This window comes from Dakarella massiliensis (assembly GCF_001182045.1).
Lineage (GTDB): Bacteria > Pseudomonadota > Gammaproteobacteria > Burkholderiales > Burkholderiaceae_F > Mesosutterella > Mesosutterella massiliensis.
This window is the reverse complement of the sequence record NZ_CVTY01000006.1, coordinates 33,489-53,304: the sequence shown is the minus strand read 5'-3', so window position 1 is coordinate 53,304 and position 19,816 is coordinate 33,489. Positions and strand designations below refer to the sequence as shown.

Genomic DNA, 19,816 nt, shown 5'->3' with positions numbered 1-19,816 from the left:
ATTGCCGTTAATCCGTAGTGCGGAACTGAAAAGAGATCGGGCAAAAGGGGTCGGTCAGCGCCGGGAACCCTGCAGAAAAAAACCGGACGGGTAGTGACCGTCCGGTGTAATAAAAGAGAGAATCTTTAAAGGTGCGAGCCCTTTAGAGGATTACTCGTCGCAGAACAACCGAAACGGAATCGCTGAGGAGCGGGAGAACCCCTGAGCCGGACGGACCCGAAGCCAGATTCGCAGGCACCCCCAAGGAGAAGCGGGAGAGGCTGCCGGAGGCTTTTCGTCATTATTCCGTTTAGGAATAGCGATATTATGCGCTGAAAAAACAAAAAAAGACAGGGGTCCTGCGGAAAGCGGTAAAAATTTTGACTTTATTCAAGAAAATCCGTTTTAATGACCCGGTTTAACCCGTCGGGGGATTTCTTTTTCTGTGTTTCGGGTGACAGTTTTCGGAGCGATATGACTTTTTGGAATATCGACTCGCCCGGTGTCTTCCCGACAAGGAAAAAAAGGTCCGCGGGATCTGAAGATCCGGCGGACTTTGAAAGGGGCCAATCACTGCAGGGTACCAAGCAGTACAAGCCAGCAGTCTCACAAGGCATACAAGAACTACAGGTTACTAAATGTGCCGGCGGAGAAAAGAAGCTATGAACAACCGCATCAAAGGTTAAGGAGCAAAACACCACACAGCCCCTTCTCTCGCACCAGCATCCGGGCGGGCCCCTGTGCAGACACCACTCTGCGGAACGCCCTTGGTACTACATCTGTAATAGTAGTTTTATTCATACTGAGTGTCAATAGCGAACCGATTTTTGCGTTCATTTTTTTGATCTGAATCGGCTGAGACCTCCGTGTTTCCGAGGTTCAGAATCCGATTTTTACGGCGTGTCAGAAATCTGATCCGCAAAAAATAACCCCGCGGTCCGGCTATTTCATATTCACTATTCGCATATTTCATAACGGGGGCTGAAAACCCGGCCGGAAAGAAGTCAGATCGAGAGTCTCAGCGCGAGAACTGAGAGCGCCGCGAAGAGCACGGGGAGCGTCATCACGATCCCCATTTTGAAATAGAAGCCCCAGGTGGATCCGGATCCCCTTTTCAGAAAGCACGTGAAGCCAGAGGAGTGTCGCGAGGCTTCCGATCGGGGTGATCTTCGGGCCGAGGTCGCATCCGATCACGTTCGCGTAAATCATCGCTTCCCGGATGATCCCGGACGCTGTGCCGCCATCAATGGAAAGGGCTCCGACGAGGACGGTCGGCATGTTGTTCATCAGAGAGGAGAGAAAAGCGGAAAGAAACCCAGTCCCGAGCGCCGCGCCCCACACCCCGGAGTCTGAGAGGCGCGAGAGGGAGGAGGCGAGCAGCTCCGTAAGCCCCGCGTTCCGGAGCCCATAAATCACGAGATACATACCGAGTGAAAAGGTGACGATCTGCCAGGGGGCGTTCTTCAGCACCCGGACGGTGTCAATCACGCGGCCCCGGAGCGCCGCGGCGAAAAGAGTAAGCGCGCCCGCGGCCGCCACCGCGCTCACCGGGACCCCGAGCGGCTCAAGAATGAAGAACCCGGCAAGAAGCAGGAGAAGCACCGCCCAGCCCGTGTAAAAGGTGCCGCGGTCCCGGATCGCGGAAGCGGGTGACGCGAGTTTCTCTGGGGCATAAGCCGCAGGGATGTCTTTCCTGTAGAAAAAATGGAGCACGGCGAGCGACGCCGCGATCGACGCGAGGTCCACCGGCACCATGACCGAGGCGTATTCCGAAAAGCCGAGGCTGAAGAAATCCGCGGAGACAATGTTTACGAGGTTCGAGACGATGAGCGGGAGGCTCGCGGTATCCGCGATGAAGCCCGCCGCCATGACAAAAGCGATTGTGGATTTTTTCCCGAATCCGAGCGACGTGAGCATCGCGATCACGATCGGGGTCAGGATGAGCGCCGCGCCGTCGTTCGCAAAAAGCGCCGCCACCGCGGCCCCAAGGAGAATGATGAGCGTGAAGAGGCACGTGCCCCGGCCGCCTCCCCATCGCGCGACGTGAAGCGCAGCCCACTCAAAGAATCCGGAGGCGTCGAGAAGGAGACTGATGAGAATCACCGCCACAAAGGCTCCGGTCGCGTTCCAGACGATTTGCCAGACCGCCGGGATATCGGCCAGATGCACCGTTCCGGTCAGAAGGGCGAGGAGAGCGCCAAGCGACGCGCTCCAGCCGATGCCGAGACCGCGCGGCTGCCAGATAACGAGCGTGAGAGTGAGGATAAAGATCGCGAGAGCGGTAAGCATGATGAGCTCTGTCCACAGGCAGCCGGCGGCTGCCTGCAGGGGAAGGAGGAAAGCGGAAAAGCGGCGCGGCCGGGCCGGAGACTAAGGTCCGACCTTCGGCCGTCCGTCGGATTACCGGGTGAGAGCGAGGAGCTTCTCAACCCCAACTGGTTCGTCTGTCTGAAGCGGCACGATCGCGGTCCGGGGAGACTCCGACTCAATTTCCCGGATCAGAGGAAGCTCAGACGCAGCCCGTTTTCTCAGAAGCGGGGACTCCGGATCCGCGGCCGCGAGACTGTCATTCACGATATAGCCCCAGGGGGTGATCCCCGCCCGCCTGAGGTCCGCTTCGAGGCCCTTTGCCTCAAGCACCGGCGTGGTTTCAGGGAGCGTCACGATGATGACGCGGGTCATATCGGGGTTCTGAAGAAGCGAGAGCGGTGTGGTGTCGCTTCCCGTCTCCCCCATCTTCCGGACAACCTCCCGGTGGTAAGCCCCCGCGGCGTCGAGCAGCAGGAGCGTGTGCCCGGTCGGCGCGGTATCCATCACGACGAACCGTTTATCCGCCTCCCGGATCACGCGCGAGAACGCCTGGAAAACCGCGATCTCTTCCGTGCAGGGGGATCGGAGGTCTTCTTCAAGGAGCTTCTTCCCAGCGTCATCGAGCCCCGCGCCCTGAGTCTTCAGGACTAGGGCCCGGTAATTCTCCGTTTCCTTCACGGGATCAATCCGGGACACGGTGAGGCCGGGAACGGAGCCCGCTAGCGCCGCGTCCACGTGGGCCGCGGGGTCTGAGGTTGAGAGATGCACGTCGTACCCCATCTTCGCGAGACGTGCCGCGATCGCGGCTGCCATCGTGGTTTTGCCGACACCGCCCTTCCCCATTAGCATGATGAGACCGTGGCCCATGCCCGTGAGCCCGGCGATCAGATCGGAGAGCGGCTTCGGTTCCGGGGGTGTGAACGCGGTGTTTTCCGCTTTGCTCTCACTATTCTTTATAAAGAGCGTGCGAAGCGCCTCCACGCCAACCATATTCCGGGGTTTAAGGAAGAGGGTGTCGCGGGGGAGGCTTTTAAGCGGCTCCGGGATCTCGGATATCGCTTTCCGCTCCCGGAGGCACACACTCTGAGCGAGCTCTCCTGAAGCGGAGTCTGTCGCCGGCATCACGCCGTTCAGCACCAGATACTGATTTTTGATCCCGATTCCGGCGAGTTCCTCAGAAGTCCTCGCCGCCTCCCGGATCGACGCCCGATGGGCGCGGGCGACAAGGACGAGGCGCGTCTCCGCGGGGTCTGAGAGCGACCGGACCGCGGCCGCGTATTGGCTCCGCTGTTTATCAAGCCCTGACACGGGCCCGAGGCACGAGGTCCCATTCGGGTTCGCGTCGAGATACTGGCTCCAGGCCCCGGGGAGCTCAAGAAGCCGGATCGTGTGCCCGGTCGGCGCGGTGTCAAAGAGAATGTGGTCGTACTGAGAGGTCACCTCGGGGTCCGTAAGAAGCCCCGTAAATTCGTCAAACGCCGCGATTTCTGTCGTGCAGGCACCGGAAAGCTGCTCCGTGATCGAGGCGACCGTTTCATCCGGGAGCAGCCCCCGGATCGGTTGAATCAGTTTCTCGCGGTACGCGGCGGCCGCCTGCGGATCAATCTCAATCGCGGAGAGACCGGGGACCGACTGGATACCGGTCACCTGATTCCCGATCGGCTGCCCGAAGACCTGGGAGACGTTGGACGCGGGATCCGTGCTCACGAGAAGCACCCGTTTCCCGAGACCCGCGAGAGCGACCGCGGAAGCCGCCGCGACCGAGGTCTTCCCAACACCGCCTTTCCCCGTGAAGAAGAGGGTATGCGGCGCGTTTTCAAGGAACTTCAGCCCGTCAACGGTTTCTTTCAGAGTCGGCTCGGATGCCGGCTTCGCTTTCCCCCCGCAGCCGCAGTCCGGACCGCAGACCGCGGCGGACGAAATGCCGGTGGTTTTCTCAAGCTCCCGCGCCCGCTCGCAGGCGGTGAGGGGGATGCCAAACCATTCGGAGAGTTCGCTCCGCGTCGGATAGCGCCCCGAAAGCCGTTCTTCGTTATCGACCAGGATGAGGGGGAGGGCGTCAGACCCCTTCGCCTTCAGAAACGCGGATGCCTTGTGGTTCAGGACAAACGCCATCGGCTGATTCGCGAGATTCCAGCGCTCAGCCGGGACGCCATGCGCTTTCAGCCAGTCGAAATCCGACGCGAAATCAATCAGCGCCTGATCCGGATCCGGACCGCAGACCCCGGTGCTGCAGCACATCGCCGGGTCAAAAACCGTGAGCTTCTTCATGGCGTTCTCCGTATATATTCGTTAAAACAGATATGAATGAGTAAAATTTTTATAAGCAGAAGGACTTGCCGTCCGCGGTGCCGTTTCCCGAAGTGAGTTTGGCAGCGAGATTCCGCGCCGCGGTCCGATCCGCTTCCCAGGCTTCCTCAATCACCCGCGCGGCCCAGGCGGGCATCTGGGGCGAAAGCCGGTAATGCACCCACTTGCCTTCCTTCCGATCCCGAAGCAGCCCCGCGTCCCGCAGCATCCCAAGGTGACGCGAGATCTTTGGCTGCGGGGCGTCAAGCGCCGCGCCGATATCGCAGACACAGAGTTCTCCCATCTCGCGGAGAAGCAGCACGATGCTGAGACGCGTGTCGTCAGAAAGCGTCTTGAAAAGCTGAAGCGGGGTGAGAAGGAGAATCATGGTGTGCCGGAAAACAGTAAGAGTCGGAATCAACACTTCTGACACGCGCGGTGCCAGAAGTCATATGCATTTTAGTGAATATGTTTAAAACCGCAAGGCTTTTGATGACCGGATTGATCTCTGGCGTCGTTTGATCAGCTTTGCGGGGTTTCCGGTTCTTCCTCTTCTTCCGCTTCCGTGAGTTTGAGGAGCTGCTCGGCGGTGATCAGCTTTTCGCTTTCAAGCGGCACCACGGCATAGCGCCTCGTATTCGCGGCGACCCGGGTGAAGAGGGGCTCTTCCGCGGCCGCCCAGACTTTGAGAATCGGGGACATGGGACCCGCGGCCGCGAGGCTCCCGTTCACGATATAGGCCCAGGGAGCGATCCCAGCCCGCTTCAGGTCGTCCTTCAGAAACTTAGTTTCCCGGAGCGCGGAGGGTTCCGCGCGCGTGACGAAGATCGCTCGGGTCAGCGCCGGTTCCTGCAGGAACTCAAGCGGCGTACGGAATGTCCGCTCGGTCCCAAGGCGGTTCGCGGCGTTCCGGTGATAGGTGTCCGCGGCGTCGATGAGAAGAAGCGTATGGCCTTCCGGCGCGGTATCCATCACGAGGAACCGCTTTTCCGCTTCCTGGAAGAAGTGTGACACCGCGTAAAAAACCGCGGTTTCCTCAGCCCACGGGGCTTTAAGATCCTCTTCAAGGAGCCGTTTCTCTTCTTTTGTCATCGACTGCCCGGCGGTCCTGAGGACAAGAGCCCGGTAGCGTTCGGTTTCCTTCTTCGGATCCACGGGGGTGATTTCAAGCGTCGGGATGGGATCCCCGAGGTCAGAGGCCTTCAGCGCCGCGGGGTCTGTCGTTACAAAGTGAACATCTTCCCCTTCCGCCGCGAGCCGCAGCGCGATCGCGGCGGCAAGCGTTGTCTTCCCGACCGAGCGTTTGCCGATCAGCAGGATGAGACCAGGCCCCGCGTCATGGAGTTCACGTACGAGTGTAGCGAGCGTCTTCGTGCTCGGGTACCAGGCGGTGGGTTTCGGTTCCGGGGGCCGCGTGCCCCAGCGGAAAATCCCCTGAAGAGCGTCAGCGCCCGCGGCCCTCCGGGACTGCAGCGGAAGCACAGTCCGGGGGGAGGCTGGAAAGTGCCTTGGGAAGCGACCGAAGGACCTGCCGCTGACGCCTGAACACCGCGGCGTCAAGCGTTCCTTCCTCTCCTGAGGTCTTCTCCATCTCGGCGTTGAGGACAAGGGAGAGGTTCCGAAGTCCAGCGTCCGAATACTCCTCCGCGAGCCTCGCGGTCTCCCGGATCGGTCCGCGTGAGAGCGTCGCCGTGAGAATAAGGCGGGTTGATTGCGGGTCCTTCAGTGTCTGGAGTGTTTCGTCATAAAGCGTGCGGGACTGTCCGAGACCGGCGGTGAGGGCGATAGACGCCTGACCGTCCGGACGCCGCTCAAAAAACTGATTCCACGCGGCCGGGATCCCGAGGTACCGGATCGTGTGAGCGGAAGGAGCCGTGTCGAGAATCACGTGATCAAACGGCCCCTCGATCCGGGGGTCGGTTCTGAGCGCCGTAAAGCGGTCAAAGCACGCGATTTCCTCGGTGTCCGTCCCGAAAAGCTGCTCCGTGATCGCGGCAAACGTCGTTTCCGAAAGGAACCCCTTCATCGGCCGCAGCACCTTTTTCCGATAGAGGTCCGCGGTTTTCCTGGGGTTCAGTTCGAGGGCGGAGAGACCTGGAACGGATTGAATCGGGGTGACGGAGCTCCCGATCGGCTCATTGAAGAGCTCCGCGAGATTCATGTCCGGATCCATGCTGACGAGAAGCACGCGTTTCCCAAGCCGCGCGAGAAGCACCGCCGTGCCGCTCGCGATCGATGTCTTTCCAGCGCCGACAGGCCCCGTGAAGACGAGATGCTTCGGGGCGTCTTTCAGGTACGCGAGGGCTGCGGCCGCGTCCCGCAGACGCTCCGCTTCCGTTTTCGGGGCGCGCGGCATCCGTGCCGCGGTCACCCGTTTCTTCTTTGCAGCCGTTTTTTCTCCCGTCCGGCGAGTTCGGCGTGAAGGGGCTCCCGCTCCCTTTCCCGTTTTCATGGCTCTCTCCGTTTCTTTTCCCGTCAAAACGATGACCGTGCTTTTGTTTTTTTCAACCCGAAGGTCGTAGGACTATCGTCTGAAGGAATAGGTAGCAATGCTTTAAAGCTGAATATCATAACGCCGAACGTCAAATTTTCAAAGCATAAAAAACCGCGCCCCGGAATCCGGGACGCGGCTGACGGGTGGAGGAGCGAACTGCCTCAGCGTCTTTTATGGTTTCGGTTCCGTGAGTTTCAGGAGCTTCTCAAACCCTACGGGTTCCTCGCGGACGAGCGGCACAATCGCGACGCGCGGTGATTTCGCCTCGATTTCCTCAATCAGCGGGATTTCGGAGGCTGCCCGGCTGCGGAGGATCGGGGTCACCGGGGATGAAGCCGCGAGGCTGCAGTTCACGATATAGGCCCAGGAGTCGATCCCGACATCCCGGAGATTCGCTTCAAGCGACTCCGCTTCCCGCACCGGGGTGGGTTCCGCGACCGTCACGTGAATCATCTTGGTGAGTGTCGGATCCTGAAGGAAGAGGATCGGTGACCGGAAGGCTTCCGGATTTCCGGCCTTCTTTTCCTGCTCCCGCCGATAGCTTTCCGAGAGATCGAGGAAGATCCGTGAGTGGCCGTTCGGCGGGTTATCCATCACGACAAACTGATTCTCGGCTTCACTGAACACCCGGGAGATTGCGGAGAGCACTGCTATTTCCTCGGTGCAGGGGGACCGGAGGTCTTCCTCAAGGAGCGCGCGTCCCGCGGCGTCGAGCCTCGACCCCTGCGTTTCCATGACGTACGCCCGGTACTCTTCGGTTTCCTTCTCGGGGTCGATCCGGGAGACCGTGAGATTGGGGAGCGTGCTGTCAAGCGTTTCCTCAATGTGGGCCGCCGGGTCACAGGTCGAAAGGTGAACTTTGTGCCCGAGTGTCGCGAGGCGAGCCGCGATCGCGGCCGCTATCGTGGTTTTGCCGACACCGCCTTTCCCCAGCATCATGATGAGACCGTGGCCGGACGCGGCGATCTCGTTCACGAGATCCGCGAGCGGCTTTGGGGCGGGAGGATCAAACTCAACATCCTCCACCGGTTCCCCGTCATCCCGAAGGAGTGTGCGGAGATTCGCGGCCCCGACCAGAGTATCGGGTTTCAGCGGCAGGATATCGCGCGGCAGCGCGGGAAGCGGGGCGGGGAGATTCTTAATGACATCGGACTCCCACTCGAAGATCGAGGTGGCGAGCGGCCCCGTTCCGGATTCACTTTCCGGAAGCACTCCGTTCAGCACCAGCGTTTGGTTCACGACTCCCGAGTCCCGCAGCTCGTCCACGGTCCGGGCGGCCTCGCGGACCGATGCCGCGTGAGGCCGGCAGACGGTCACAAAGCGGGTCTTTGTCGGGTTGATGAGAGACTGCATCGCCGCCTGATACTGATGACGCTGCCGCTCAAGCTCCGAATCCGGCGCGAGGTCCGCGCGGTTCTGTACCCGGGCCTCAAGGTAATCGCACCAGGCTCCGAGATGCTTCATCACGAGAAGCGTGTGACCGGAAGGCGCGGTGTCAAAGAGCACGTGATCGTACTGCGACGCCACCGCGGGGCTCGTGATGAGTCCCGTGAATTCATTAAACACCGCGACTTCCGTCGCGTAGGGGCCAGAGAGCTCCTCAATAATCGACGCGATCGCGGATTCGGGGAGGAGATCCCGGATGGGCTTCACGATCTGCTCGCGGTGCGCGAACGCGGCGAGCCGCGGATCAATCTCAATCGCGGAGAGACCGGGAACGGCTTTGATCGGGCAGAGAGTGTTTCCGATCGGCTGCTCAAAGATATCGGAGAGGGAAGACGCGGGGTCGGCGCTGACCAGCAGCACCTGCTTTCCTTCCCGCGTCAGGGCAATCGCCGCGGCCGCGGCGACCGAGGTTTTGCCGGAACCGCCCTTTCCGGTGAAGAAAATCGTTTTCGGGGCGCGGTCAAGGAACCGCAGACCCGCGGTGGAGTCGCCTGACGCCGGTGCCTCGTGGATCACGGAAGGGCGAAGCGCCGCCGCGTGGTAAACCCAGACGGAGCGGGGCTTCTTGGGCGACGCGGCCGCGGCGCAGTCTTCAGGCGTTGGTTTCAGCGACACGCCGAACCACCCGGCGAGCTCTGCCCGCGTCGGATAGCGCCCGTAAAGCACCGGGGAGCCGTTCGCGAGAATATAGGGGAGGTCCTCAGGACCGTGACGCTTCAGGAACATCGATACCCGGTGGTTCAGCGCGAATTCCATCGCGTTCGAGACGAGATTCCAGCGCTCAACCGCGACACCTTTCCGCTTCAGCCATTCGGCGTCAGACGCGAATCGGATCAGGTCCGGGTTCGGGGTGGATTCACCCGCGCCTGTGCTGTCAGCGACCGCCGGGTCGAATACCGTAAGACTCTTCATGAAGTTCTCCGGAAATCCCTAAATAGTGGAGAAATAAAAGCTTTTCGCTGCTCCGGATTCAGCGCCTTTCGGGATCCGCGGTCGGGATGCCCAGGCGCTGGCTTCTTTCACGAGTCCCCTGAAGAGACGTCCCGGGGGTGAAAAAGCAGATCTGAATGAGAGTTTCTGTGTGACAGATGTCAGGCGGGCGGCCGTTCTTTTATTTACCGGCGCTTCCTGCCAGAAACACAGGCGGAAATGGACCGGAGTTACGGGGAAAACATCTTTCCCTCGGATAAAGAGCGACGCTTGCGATGAAGCCATCTGTTCGTGACAGAATCCCGGAAGATCGCTGAAGATAGCCTCCAGATCAGATCAATTCGTTCTTTCTATTTTATAGAAATGAAAGAAAAGAGATCAGGATTTTTTTGACACGAAATTCCCCAATATGGGTAGAAAATACCCGATAACTAAAATGGTTTACGCAAGGATAGGGACACAAAAAAGAGGAACCCCGGAAATTCCGGGATTCCTCCTTCGATTTGCGATTTAAATTTCACCCCGCGAAGGGGTGGGACTTATCTTCAGAGCTTCGCGAGCTCCTCCGCGACCACATAGCCCTCAGTGTAATTGTGTCCGAGGTTGAGTCCGAAGATATCAAGCGGATAGTCGACCGACCCGTAGAAGTTGCCGGCGAGGTTCCCGATCGCGTAGAGACCCGGGATCGGCTTATCGTCCTTATCGAGGCATTCGAGCCGCTCGTTGATTTCGACTCCGGAGCAACCGACCGTGAACCGAACGTGGCGATGGATGCCATAAAACGGACCCACTTCGACCGGGCAGAGGTGATCCGCCGGAACGCCGAATTCGGTATCGGCTCCGGCATGCGCCATCTCGTTATAGCGCTTCACGGTTTCAAGGAACGCCGGAACGTCCTGAATGCGGAGCTTCTTCGCGAGTTCTTCCATCGTATCCGATTTCCAGGTATCGATCAGGCCTTCCATCACGCCCTTATGCTCGATCTTCTCTTCCGGCATCCAGTTCTTCAGCGACTCGGTGTCTTCCACCGGGAGCCCGAGCTTCTTTGCCTGCTCGATATAGTTCGAGTCAAAGATTTGGCAGTAGTGACCGGCGTCTTCCTTCGAGAGAAGGAAGCAGTTCATGTATTCCATCGGCACCATTTCGCTTGAGAAGCGGCGGCCGGTCGAGGCCTTCACGCGGAGGTACGGGTGACTCATCATCGTCGCGGGACCCGCGTCCATATCGTGGACCATCTTCGTGTGGCCGACGTTTTCCATGCGGCCGCCTGCCCAGACGATCATCTTCTGGCCGTCACCGTCGCGCCCCCGGCGCTTCAGCTCAAGGTTCGTGACATCCGGCAGGTAGTAATCCATCATCCGCTTATCGTTCGCGTAGTCACCGGTGGCCATCACGACACCCTTCTTCGCGTTGAAGCGGATGTATTTTCCGGCGCGGTCCTTGCCGATGACGCCCGTGACGCGGCCTGTCTCATCCTGGATCAGCTGCACGGCGGGAGTCTTGTAGTACACCTTCACGGGGAGGTTCTTCTCCGCCCAGTCGGCGAGCTCCTGCACGGCAACTCCCGTGTTATAGGGCTTCGGCCCGAACACGCAGGTCGTGAAGTTGAGCTTATCCCAGCCTTCCTTCGCGAGGAACGCCTTATGCGGCGTGGTTCCCATATCGACCACCTGGCAGCCCGCTTTCTTCGCGCGGTCGACCATCCAGGAGACGGCGACTCCGGAATTCTTCGCCCAGGTTTCGAGGACGCCCCGCTTCGCGCGGTAATCCGACCCCGCGACGAGAAGCGACACGCAGGCTTCAACCTGCTCAGGATCACTTTTATCGAGGAGAATGCCGGCCCCGAAGTTGCCGCAGGCGGACGCGTAGGATTCCTTCTGCAGCACCGCGACCTTCATTCCGAGCTCACCCGCGCGGATCGCGCAGGGGACACCTGGCGACCCGGCACCCACAACCGCCACATCGCATTCCACGGTTTCGTCGCACTGGGTGATCGGCTCAGGACGCCTGAAAAATTCCAATTCTTCACTCATCTTTCTCTTCACTCCTCATGGACGGACGCTCATTTGATAGCATCCGTATATTGATTGGATCCCCAACACCCACCGTATAGTCTAGGCGCTTTATCGTGCTATAGCGAGGAAATTATTGTGTCAGTTGTAATCATAAAAAACGGTGAGATATCTTATTTTTTCGGATACAGTTAAGGAATTTCAGGAGACGGGTAAAATTGACGGGTCAGGGTGTTTACTTTAGGAGCCGGCGCTATGACGGGCGGCAATACTTTCTGGATTATCTGGGGCGGGGTGCTGGTCCTCTGGCTCGTCCTTCGGTACTTCGCGAAGCAGCGGATGCACCCGGTTCCCGGGATGGAGACGCAGACCTATAAGAAGGCGCAGCTCTATTCCGTTTTCGGGACCACCGCGACCTTCATGTTCGCGCTGGTGCTAGCCACGATCCTTCCGATACAGGGGTTCGCGGGCCGGATCGCGCTCGCGGTTCTCTTTATCTTCGCGGGGCTGCAGGTCACGAAAGCCGCGGTGCAGAAGGTCTGGTGCTGCCCCGTCTGCGGAAAACCGCTCCCCGTGCAGACCGGGCTTCTCGGGGTCGTCGTGATTCCGGTTCAGAAATGCCCGCACTGCGGCACAAGGATTCCGTAACCGGGATTCTTGCCTCAATTCATATATATATATCAAATTGAGGGCGGTGTTCCTCCTGAGTCGAGCTGTCAGCTGATAGCCGTTGAATTTAAACGGAAATCTTGACGTTCTTGGCCATGCCATACATTTTGACATAGGTAGAACGAAAAACCGCTACTTTTCGTAGCGGTTTGGTGTTGAGCCGATTTTAGTAAGAGGCTTGCCGAATTTGCTTCTTTGTCGATCGACGTTCCTCAACATACACCTTAACAGTCGATTCGCTCCAAAGTCGGCGATTGCAGATGGTTGTTCGCCCGCGCGGAAATGTTCCATCCTTTATCCTATTGAATAGAGTCGAACGACAACCGCACACCTCTTTAACAGGGCGAATTATCACTTCAAGTGCAAATAGAGGCTCTGATTAAATTGGTGAATGCTGAATTAGAACGATCTTCTGATTTGACTTCGTTTGTCATACGTTAAGACAACATAGCATCAGATGGTTCACAGGCATTGATGCTGATAGCTTTCCATCCTTTGTCGCCTTTTATGGCGATTCCTTCAACAGTCATTTCATCATCTAAGTCTGTCACTGTCACAAGGGGAGGTGGAACGAAAACACTCCTAGTATCAGCCTTTACGAAGGCAAAAGGCTTGCCTACAACTATTTCATATTTGCCCTTAAACTGAGTTTTCAATGTTGGGAGATCCTTTTCAGACTTTGCTATCTCCACAACATTCCATCGAACTCCATCTTAAGTTCTGCGTTGAATACGACGAATGTCCAGGATATCTCCGGGTTCTGCTTTAATGCCCTTTAGACGGTCAAAGGGAATCACTACACCGTTCATGTCAGGGAAGACACAGTAAACACAGTGTTTCGAAGAATTTACATTCTCCACTATGGCAGATTCGGGTTTTATCAGGTCCCACGAAGCACCGTTGAGACGAGCTGACGCTTGAAAAACTTTAAATCGGTCGCCGTCCCATTCTCCTTTGACCTTAATCGGGGAACCTTCTTCTGTTTCAGTCAAGTCGTTCAATGCACGAGCAGAGACTGAGCAGGACAGCACTTTGCCGATTGCATTTTTTATGTAGATATTGAAGAAAGGCTTTCCTATTTTTGTCTTCAGGAGATTTTTTCTTCGTGAATTTATTGCCGAGAATTGCTTCGAACCATGGCAGATTGCCCAGAAGCAATTCATTAGCGCTGGATAGGTATTTTCTATATAAAGCCTTAATGTCTTTAAGGGTAGGAGCAGCGGCGTATTCGGGAATGCCTTCAAGGGCAGCTATATCATCAGGGACATCATGGCCGTAGAATTCAATACCTTCTCTTCCACGATCCGCTTCAAACTTGGCTTCAGGGTACATTTTCCGCTCAACCAGACGGCGAGCTAAATCAAACCGAACTGAAAACCTAAACTTTTCCTCGCCGGGACAAGTGGCTGATTTTACAAGGCATGTAAAAGCATCATCATGTTTACCTTGGGCGATCAAAATTACTGCCAGCAGTGACCAGGCCCAGAATTCGGAACTCTTTTTACGCACTATCTCAAGTGCTTCCTTAAAAGCCAAGTCAGTATCGCCAAGCCACAAATGAATACGACATTCGTACAGAGGGAACCATTCGCCGTACTTACAGGCAGGCATTTCTCTGGCTACCAGTGGAAGAAGCTCATTGGTAAAAAATGCAATTGATTCAGGAGAGGGAGGATTTTCTGCCTTTTTGGCTTCGTCATACGCTTCTTTGCATGCTGCATAGATAGCCTGGACGGCTGTACTGTCATAATCCTCTTTTTTCTCCCAATCAGCTGGAGAGAAGTTTTTAGTCTTCCAAAGCCGTAGGAATATGCCAAATTTGAATTCCTTTTTTAACTCACGTTTCATTCGCAACGCTAAAGTTAAAAAATTCGAATTTAAATTAGACGGGAGATCTGTATTATTTAATTTAATGTATCGGTTAATTTCTGATTTAGATTTCAGCCAATCTTTGTTGTTAAAAGCTTCCTTTGCTGATTTATAAAATAACCATGCAAGTCCAGTTTTGGCTTTCAAGTTATTAGGCTGCTCTTTTATTGCACTTAAGTAATAATTTTTTGCTATATCAAAATTTTCTTTTTTTGAGTGAAGTTCGGCAGCATAGAGATTGAAGTTTGTTTGTATTTTGTTAACTCTTTTGTACAGTATATCTTCTTCATCACCGTTGTTGGTTTTAAGTGATAGAAGTTCATTAAAATACTGAAGAGCTGATTCTATTCTATTTTATAAAATCTCTCGGTCTATTAGATTGATAAGGGTCCAACCCACTGCACCTATTTCATAAATATTTGTCAAAGACTGAAAGTTAGGAAACTCTTTCAGACACATTTCATATGCTTCGTCTAAACGTCCTTCTTTTCTAATAGCTGTAATTTCCCGTGTGCTCATAATAATTATCGAATTTCGTTAAATATCGGCTTGATTTCGTTATACAGAGCATGAGATCCAGAATCGAAATCAAATTTTGTGACATTATGATTGCCGTCGTAGTTGAAATCGATTATGGTTCTGCGATCTTCTTTTATGAATAGAATCTCCATTCTGAATTGTGTATGTCGGATTAATGTAACCGATATATTTTGTTTGTCACAATATTGCTTAAGCAGATCTAGGAACTCGTTTAAATTATCATCTCCCAAATCCTGAACGGGTTCAGATGAGGGGAACATATCAAATCGAAGACCTGTCAAGCTTTGAAGGGCTTCAGTAATTTTATTACTTAATTCATTAAGACTTTTGTCTTCAATTCTCGTTATTTTTTTCTTGTTATAGTAAATAACAATTTTGGCGGGTTCTCCCTGATCGTTTGAAAAAAGGTAGTGTTCCTGATACGGATTTCTTTTCGCATTTATAAACTTAACTGAGTCTTTATCAATAAGAGGCCAAGCTTGATCGAAGATAATCCGGGAATTGCCGTCATTAGGAATAGCTAGACGTTGCCTCTCGGAGGCAAGCTCGGTTTGAGAAACATTAGAAGTTTGAGTATTTTCTGCTTTTAATAAGGTTGCAGAATCCTCAGCAGGGTCACTCAAAATAGGTTTCCAGTCTTGAGAGATCTCTTTGAGTTTATATGGCGTGATATGAGGTTCGTTGACCAAGTAAATGCGCTCGCTAGCACGGGTAATTGCTGTGTAGTACCAACGGAAGAAATCAGAGTGACCTTTTTCTTGGTTCTCAGAAACAATCACTACCCAAGGCCATTCGCTGCCTTGCGACTTGTGGCAGGTAATGGCATATCCATATTTCACAAGAAGACAATTCAGGTACGGGTCATCGCGTCTAGCTTGTTTTATCTGTTCACGGATCTTTTCACGGCTGAGTCCCTCGGGTAGATTTTTGTAGAGTTCCTTGTGTCGATTTTTGAAGTCTTCTCTCAGAGCACACGACAGTTCAAGGTCAAGCTGGGGATCTGACTGGTTAAGATAATTTTCCAGTATGTAGTAATTCCCTGAATGACTTTCATCATAAAAATCAACTTGTCGGTAGACAAGAGTAGTATCAAAATGATGAGTTTCCTTTGTCTTGGGATCTTTAACGTAAAAATTCACACGATGGATTTCAGGTTCATAGACTGTTTTAACCTGAAGAGATTCCCCGTTAAAAAAGTAATCTGTGTTTTGTCGAACTGTCCGATACACCATCAGTCGATCACGCGGGTGAATCGGGGCCTTCGGACTTGAAGTAACGCTTTCTAACCATTTGGTTGTATAGAAAAACGTCAGCGTTTGTTTGAGCAATGATTGCAACAGGCTTTTGAGGTTTATGTTTCCATCCCTCATCAAATATGCTGATAATGTCGTCTTTCTCGGCTTTTCGAACATCGTTGGAAAACTGAATAGCAAGTTTTGAAAAGGAGGAGGTTTCAATGTCTTTATGCAACTCATTGGCTAAAGATAAAACGCCGTTATCTCCTTTTTGGCGTACTACTTCGGTCAGCTTATAGCCTGTTGATTTGAGCTTGTATTCCTCTTCTAAATAAGAAAAATCGAATGCAGGAGAGACTTTTGCGCCGACGGGGGGAAGCTGCGCTTCATCACCGACAAAGATGATTTTGCCGGTAAAGTCAGAGTCAGTAGCGTGGGCGAAGGTCAAAAGATCTTTGAGAAGTTTTCCCGAACCGAATTTAATAGATGAGAGATCGTTGACTGCGTCATCATCGGCATTTTCTGAGTCGCCGATCATGGATGCTTCATCGACTATCAAAATAGGATTTTTCAACTCTTCGGGTAATACTTTCAGCCGTCCTTGTATGCGGGGAAGCTCTGGTTTCTCTAATTCAAACTTTTCAGAAATTTTGTCTTCAATGATTTCGTATATATGGCTGTGAATAGTCTTAGCCGGTAGGCCGGTTTTAGCCATTAATACGTTTGCAGCCTTGCCGGTAGGAGCCAATAACCAGGCATTGCTGTTGCCGGAGCTGAAGAGGTATTCGCATAGCCCTTTCATTAGGGTAGTCTTGCCTGTTCCAGCATAACCATACAGGGCAAAAACACGGGCAGTATTATCGTCAAGGAACCCTTGCAACGCATCGACAGCTTTCTTTTGGTCAGCATTGAGGGTGATATCACCATAGAAGTCAATAAGTCGAAGATCAGGTACATCATTCTGAACGATGCGAGAGATATTTTGTGCAAGTGCCTCGTTTAAAACAGGCTCTTTGTATGAGTCGATGCTGTCGGCGGAATACCCTAAAGTCGTTAACAGCCATTGCCCAAGTTTGTATGCTCGGAAATTATTTTGAATCAGTACGTTAGTTTTTGCGGGCGATTTCAGGTCATCGTCCGAGTGGTGAACGGTCGAATTGCCGGAAAGCCTAAGGCCTTTGCAATCTCTTGAAATATCGGAAGGAATTGTTTTCGGGAAATTTTTATAAACGAAGTCAAATTTCCCCGCCAGACTCAGTTTCTTGTACTTGCTTACATCATCATTGAGAACTTTAGATATAACTTCATCTATGAATACTTCTAGAAAACGTCGATAGCGGGTGCCTGATGAGAGGTTGTCTTTTCCGATTAACTGTTCCGCGCTTTCTGCCTCTGCGCCCATTTCAGGGAAAAATTGTTTGATCTTTGAAAAATTACCTGTACCACTCATTTTTTGTACCTATCGCGATAACTTCTTTTACTATAGCATTCAGATAAAACGAAATGGGATGGGATGAAACAAAAGCAAGGGAAAAGAATTGAAATGGCTTTTTCAATCTAGGTCTAACTGTGAGCTTCCAAAGGTATCCCATTCCCGCTCATGTTTAGTTAACTAACGATATTGATCTGACCGAAGGCCACCTCATGGGGACTTCGTACGCTGGGGCATTGCTCACATCACGACCGCCATCGTTGCCGCTATTAATGGTTTTGGTGCGTCCGTTCTCTATTTTCATTATTTCCCGCCCGTGCAGAAATTGCCTGCACCCATAACCCATAGCCGTTGCTGATATGGTGAAACTCGCGGCTTCAGTCACTGATCTTCTGCTAAGGGCGATGAGGCGTCTTTTATGAAGACGGGACAGGCGATAGCCATGCTTCGTAATTAGGGCTACATCGTGCTTGACTCACGAATGGTGATCGCAGCGCACGAAGAATACGTTCGAAAGCCATCGGATCTGATCGCAGGGGGTTCCGACAAGGAAGCTCTGCCAGGTGGCTATGTGCCTCCCAATATCCTAGGCGGACAAATTCCCCATGCGAATGCCAAGTAAGTTCCTCTCATTGGGAGAACGGTTCGCGCTCGTCCTCGCCTCGATCCTCCCGATGCAGGGGTTCGCGGGCCGCGTCGCGCTCGAGGTCCTCTTTATCTTCGCGGGGCTGCAGGTGACAAAAGCCGCGGCGCGGAAGGTCTGGTGCTGCCCGGTCTGCGGAAAACCGCTCCCCGTTCAGACCGGGATTTTCGGCGTGGTCGTGATCCCGGTTCAGAAGTGCCCGCACAGCGGAAGGAAAATTCCGTAATCCGGTTTCCTCTCCAATTCATATACATCAATTGAAGACGGCGTTCCTGCCGAAAGCCGCCTGATTTCACACCTGAAAACGCCTCCGGTTCATCCCCGGAGGCGTTGATTTATGGGCGTTTCAGACTTTTTGCTCCAGGTCTTTTGGCCGTTCTCCCCTGGAAAACCGATTTCCGTATTTTTCCCAAATCATATATATGAATTCGGAAACCCTCGTTTTTTGGGGTTACCCTTTGGGAAAATTTTCCGTGTCAGGAGATCTCCCGCAAGACAACGTTCCCTCTCTCTACGGCGGGAGATCTCCATTACGGAAAAGAAAAGAAAATGGCTGATAACTTTGATTCGTACGTTCCTGAGATGGTGGCGACCCGCCGGAAGTTTCATGCCCGTCCGGAGCTCGGCTGGACCGAGTTCGAGACGACGGCGACTGTGATCACGCGGCTTCGGGCTCTGGGGTATCAGGTGCTCTGCGGGACGCAGGTCGTGAAACCGGAGGCGGTGCTCGGGCGTGACGAGAAACTCGTCGCCGCGGCGATTGAGCGCGCGAAGTCAGCCGGGGTGTCGGACGACCTCCTCTCCGAAATGGGCGGCTACACGGGCGCGGTGGGGATTCTGGACACTGGCCGTCCCGGTCCGACGCTTGCTTTCCGCTTTGATATGGACGCGCTCCCGATTCAGGAGCTGCAGGATCCGGCGGTTCACCTGCCGGCGAAAGAAGGGTTCGCGTCGACGTTCAAAGGCGTGATGCACGCCTGCGGTCACGACGCTCACACCGCGGTAGGTCTCGGGGTCGCCCGGTGGCTGATGGACCATAAGGATGAGCTCGTTGGCAAAGTGAAGCTCATTTTCCAGCCGTCCGAAGAAGGGACGCGCGGTTCGAGCCCGATGACCGCGGCTGGTGTCGTGGATGACGTTGATTGGTTCTTCGGCGGTCATATCGGCACTGAATGCCATTCGCACGAAGTCGGTGTCTGTCACGACGTGTTCCTCGCGACCGTCAAGTTTGATGTGGACTTCACGGGGCTGGAGTCCCACGCGGGCGCGGCTCCGGAAAAGGGCCGCAGCGCGCTGCTTGCCGCCGCGAACGCCGCGGTGATGCTTTCCGCGATCAGCCGCACGTCTGAAGGCAACACCCGGATTTCGGTCGGGAAACTGGTTGCCGGTACGGGCCGCAACATCACCCCGGCGCACGCCCATATGGAGTGTGAGGTGCGAGGCACCACGTCGGAGGCCTGTGACTTCATGTGGGAAAAGGCTCAGACCGTTGTGAAAGGCGCGGCCGAGATGATGGGGGTCGAAGTGAAACTCACGAAGGTCGGCGAAGCGACGACCTTGAAAGCCACCCCCGCCGCGATGGAAGTGGTCCGCAAAGCCGCCGCTGCCGCGAAGGACGTGAAGGAAGTGAAGGAAATAACCGCCCCGCAGGCCTCTGAAGACTGCACGATCTTCACGCGCGCCGTGGTGGCGCATGGCGGGAACGCCGCGTTCTTCCTCTACGGCTGCGAGCACCACGGCCATCACCGCCCGGACTTTGATGTCCAGGACACCGTGAATCTCGAGCCGGGTCTTGAAGTCTTCGCCGGCATCGCGAAAGAAGTGCTCGGCCGGAAGTAATCCCGAAACAATTTTTCTCTCCCACTGACTTGCAGAGTCAGCGCTTGCCCCCGGTACGGATGACACCGGGGGCTTTTTTTCGGGCGGCTGGAAAGAGCGACGCGGGCGGGGAATAAAAGAACAGGACCG

13 protein-coding genes and 1 pseudogene are annotated in these 19,816 nt (G+C 54.6%); 3 read left to right on the top strand and 11 right to left on the bottom strand.

Going from position 1 to position 19,816, the window contains the following annotated elements:
* Positions 1-983: 983 nt before the first annotated feature.
* From BN1936_RS04145 to BN1936_RS04115, 7 genes and pseudogenes are all read right to left on the bottom strand, one after another.
* Positions 984-2,268, bottom strand: a pseudogene (locus BN1936_RS04145) (arsenic transporter).
* Positions 2,269-2,379: 111 nt separating this feature from the next.
* The gene (gene arsA / locus BN1936_RS04140; protein ID WP_082164457.1) at positions 2,380-4,560 is read right to left on the bottom strand and encodes an arsenical pump-driving ATPase; all 2,181 of its coding nucleotides are present in this window, start codon (positions 4,558-4,560) and stop codon (positions 2,380-2,382) included.
* 49 nt (positions 4,561-4,609) lie between these two features.
* Positions 4,610-5,011: a metalloregulator ArsR/SmtB family transcription factor gene (locus BN1936_RS04135; protein ID WP_407919249.1), complete on the bottom strand. Its 402-nt coding sequence runs from the start codon at positions 5,009-5,011 to the stop codon at positions 4,610-4,612.
* A gap of 89 nt (positions 5,012-5,100) precedes the next feature.
* Complete coding sequence (locus BN1936_RS04130) at positions 5,101-6,060, bottom strand: ArsA-related P-loop ATPase (protein ID WP_049686727.1); 960 nt, start codon at positions 6,058-6,060, stop codon at positions 5,101-5,103.
* The gene (locus tag BN1936_RS04125; RefSeq protein WP_049686726.1) at positions 6,023-7,030 is read right to left on the bottom strand and encodes a TRC40/GET3/ArsA family transport-energizing ATPase; all 1,008 of its coding nucleotides are present in this window, start codon (positions 7,028-7,030) and stop codon (positions 6,023-6,025) included. Before BN1936_RS04125 ends, BN1936_RS04130 begins: the two co-directional genes overlap by 38 nt.
* Positions 7,031-7,243: 213 nt before the next feature.
* The gene (locus BN1936_RS04120) at positions 7,244-9,430 is read right to left on the bottom strand and encodes a TRC40/GET3/ArsA family transport-energizing ATPase (RefSeq protein ID WP_022443148.1); all 2,187 of its coding nucleotides are present in this window, start codon (positions 9,428-9,430) and stop codon (positions 7,244-7,246) included.
* 563 nt (positions 9,431-9,993) lie between these two features.
* Positions 9,994-11,481, bottom strand: coding sequence for an FAD-dependent oxidoreductase (locus BN1936_RS04115; protein WP_082164455.1), 1,488 nt, complete (start codon positions 11,479-11,481; stop codon positions 9,994-9,996).
* Between the two features lie 234 nt (positions 11,482-11,715).
* On the opposite strand from BN1936_RS04115, the gene BN1936_RS04110 reads away from it, so the two are divergent.
* Positions 11,716-12,108 (top strand): hypothetical protein, encoded by a 393-nt coding sequence (locus tag BN1936_RS04110; protein ID WP_022443150.1) that lies wholly within the window; start codon positions 11,716-11,718, stop codon positions 12,106-12,108.
* Between the two features lie 458 nt (positions 12,109-12,566).
* On the opposite strand, the gene BN1936_RS04105 is transcribed toward BN1936_RS04110, so the two are convergent.
* From BN1936_RS04105 to BN1936_RS04090, 4 genes are all read right to left on the bottom strand, one after another.
* On the bottom strand, positions 12,567-12,821 hold the full coding sequence (locus tag BN1936_RS04105) for a hypothetical protein (RefSeq protein WP_049686725.1): 255 nt from the start codon (positions 12,819-12,821) through the stop codon (positions 12,567-12,569).
* 292 nt (positions 12,822-13,113) lie between these two features.
* The gene (locus tag BN1936_RS04100; RefSeq protein ID WP_148521175.1) at positions 13,114-14,145 is read right to left on the bottom strand and encodes a tetratricopeptide repeat protein; all 1,032 of its coding nucleotides are present in this window, start codon (positions 14,143-14,145) and stop codon (positions 13,114-13,116) included.
* Between the two features lie 377 nt (positions 14,146-14,522).
* On the bottom strand, positions 14,523-15,677 hold the full coding sequence (locus tag BN1936_RS04095; protein ID WP_049686723.1) for an ATP-binding domain-containing protein: 1,155 nt from the start codon (positions 15,675-15,677) through the stop codon (positions 14,523-14,525).
* Positions 15,678-15,777: 100 nt separating this feature from the next.
* Positions 15,778-17,223 carry an ATP-dependent DNA helicase gene (locus tag BN1936_RS04090; RefSeq protein ID WP_049686722.1) on the bottom strand — a complete coding sequence of 482 codons (1,446 nt, stop codon included), beginning with the start codon at positions 17,221-17,223 and terminating at the stop codon, positions 15,778-15,780.
* Positions 17,224-17,810: 587 nt separating this feature from the next.
* On the opposite strand from BN1936_RS04090, the gene BN1936_RS04085 reads away from it, so the two are divergent.
* Complete coding sequence (locus tag BN1936_RS04085; protein WP_022443154.1) at positions 17,811-18,074, top strand: hypothetical protein; 264 nt, start codon at positions 17,811-17,813, stop codon at positions 18,072-18,074.
* Positions 18,075-18,397: 323 nt separating this feature from the next.
* The gene (locus tag BN1936_RS04080) at positions 18,398-19,687 is read left to right on the top strand and encodes an amidohydrolase (protein WP_049686720.1); all 1,290 of its coding nucleotides are present in this window, start codon (positions 18,398-18,400) and stop codon (positions 19,685-19,687) included.
* The last annotated feature ends 129 nt before the right edge of the window (positions 19,688-19,816 follow it).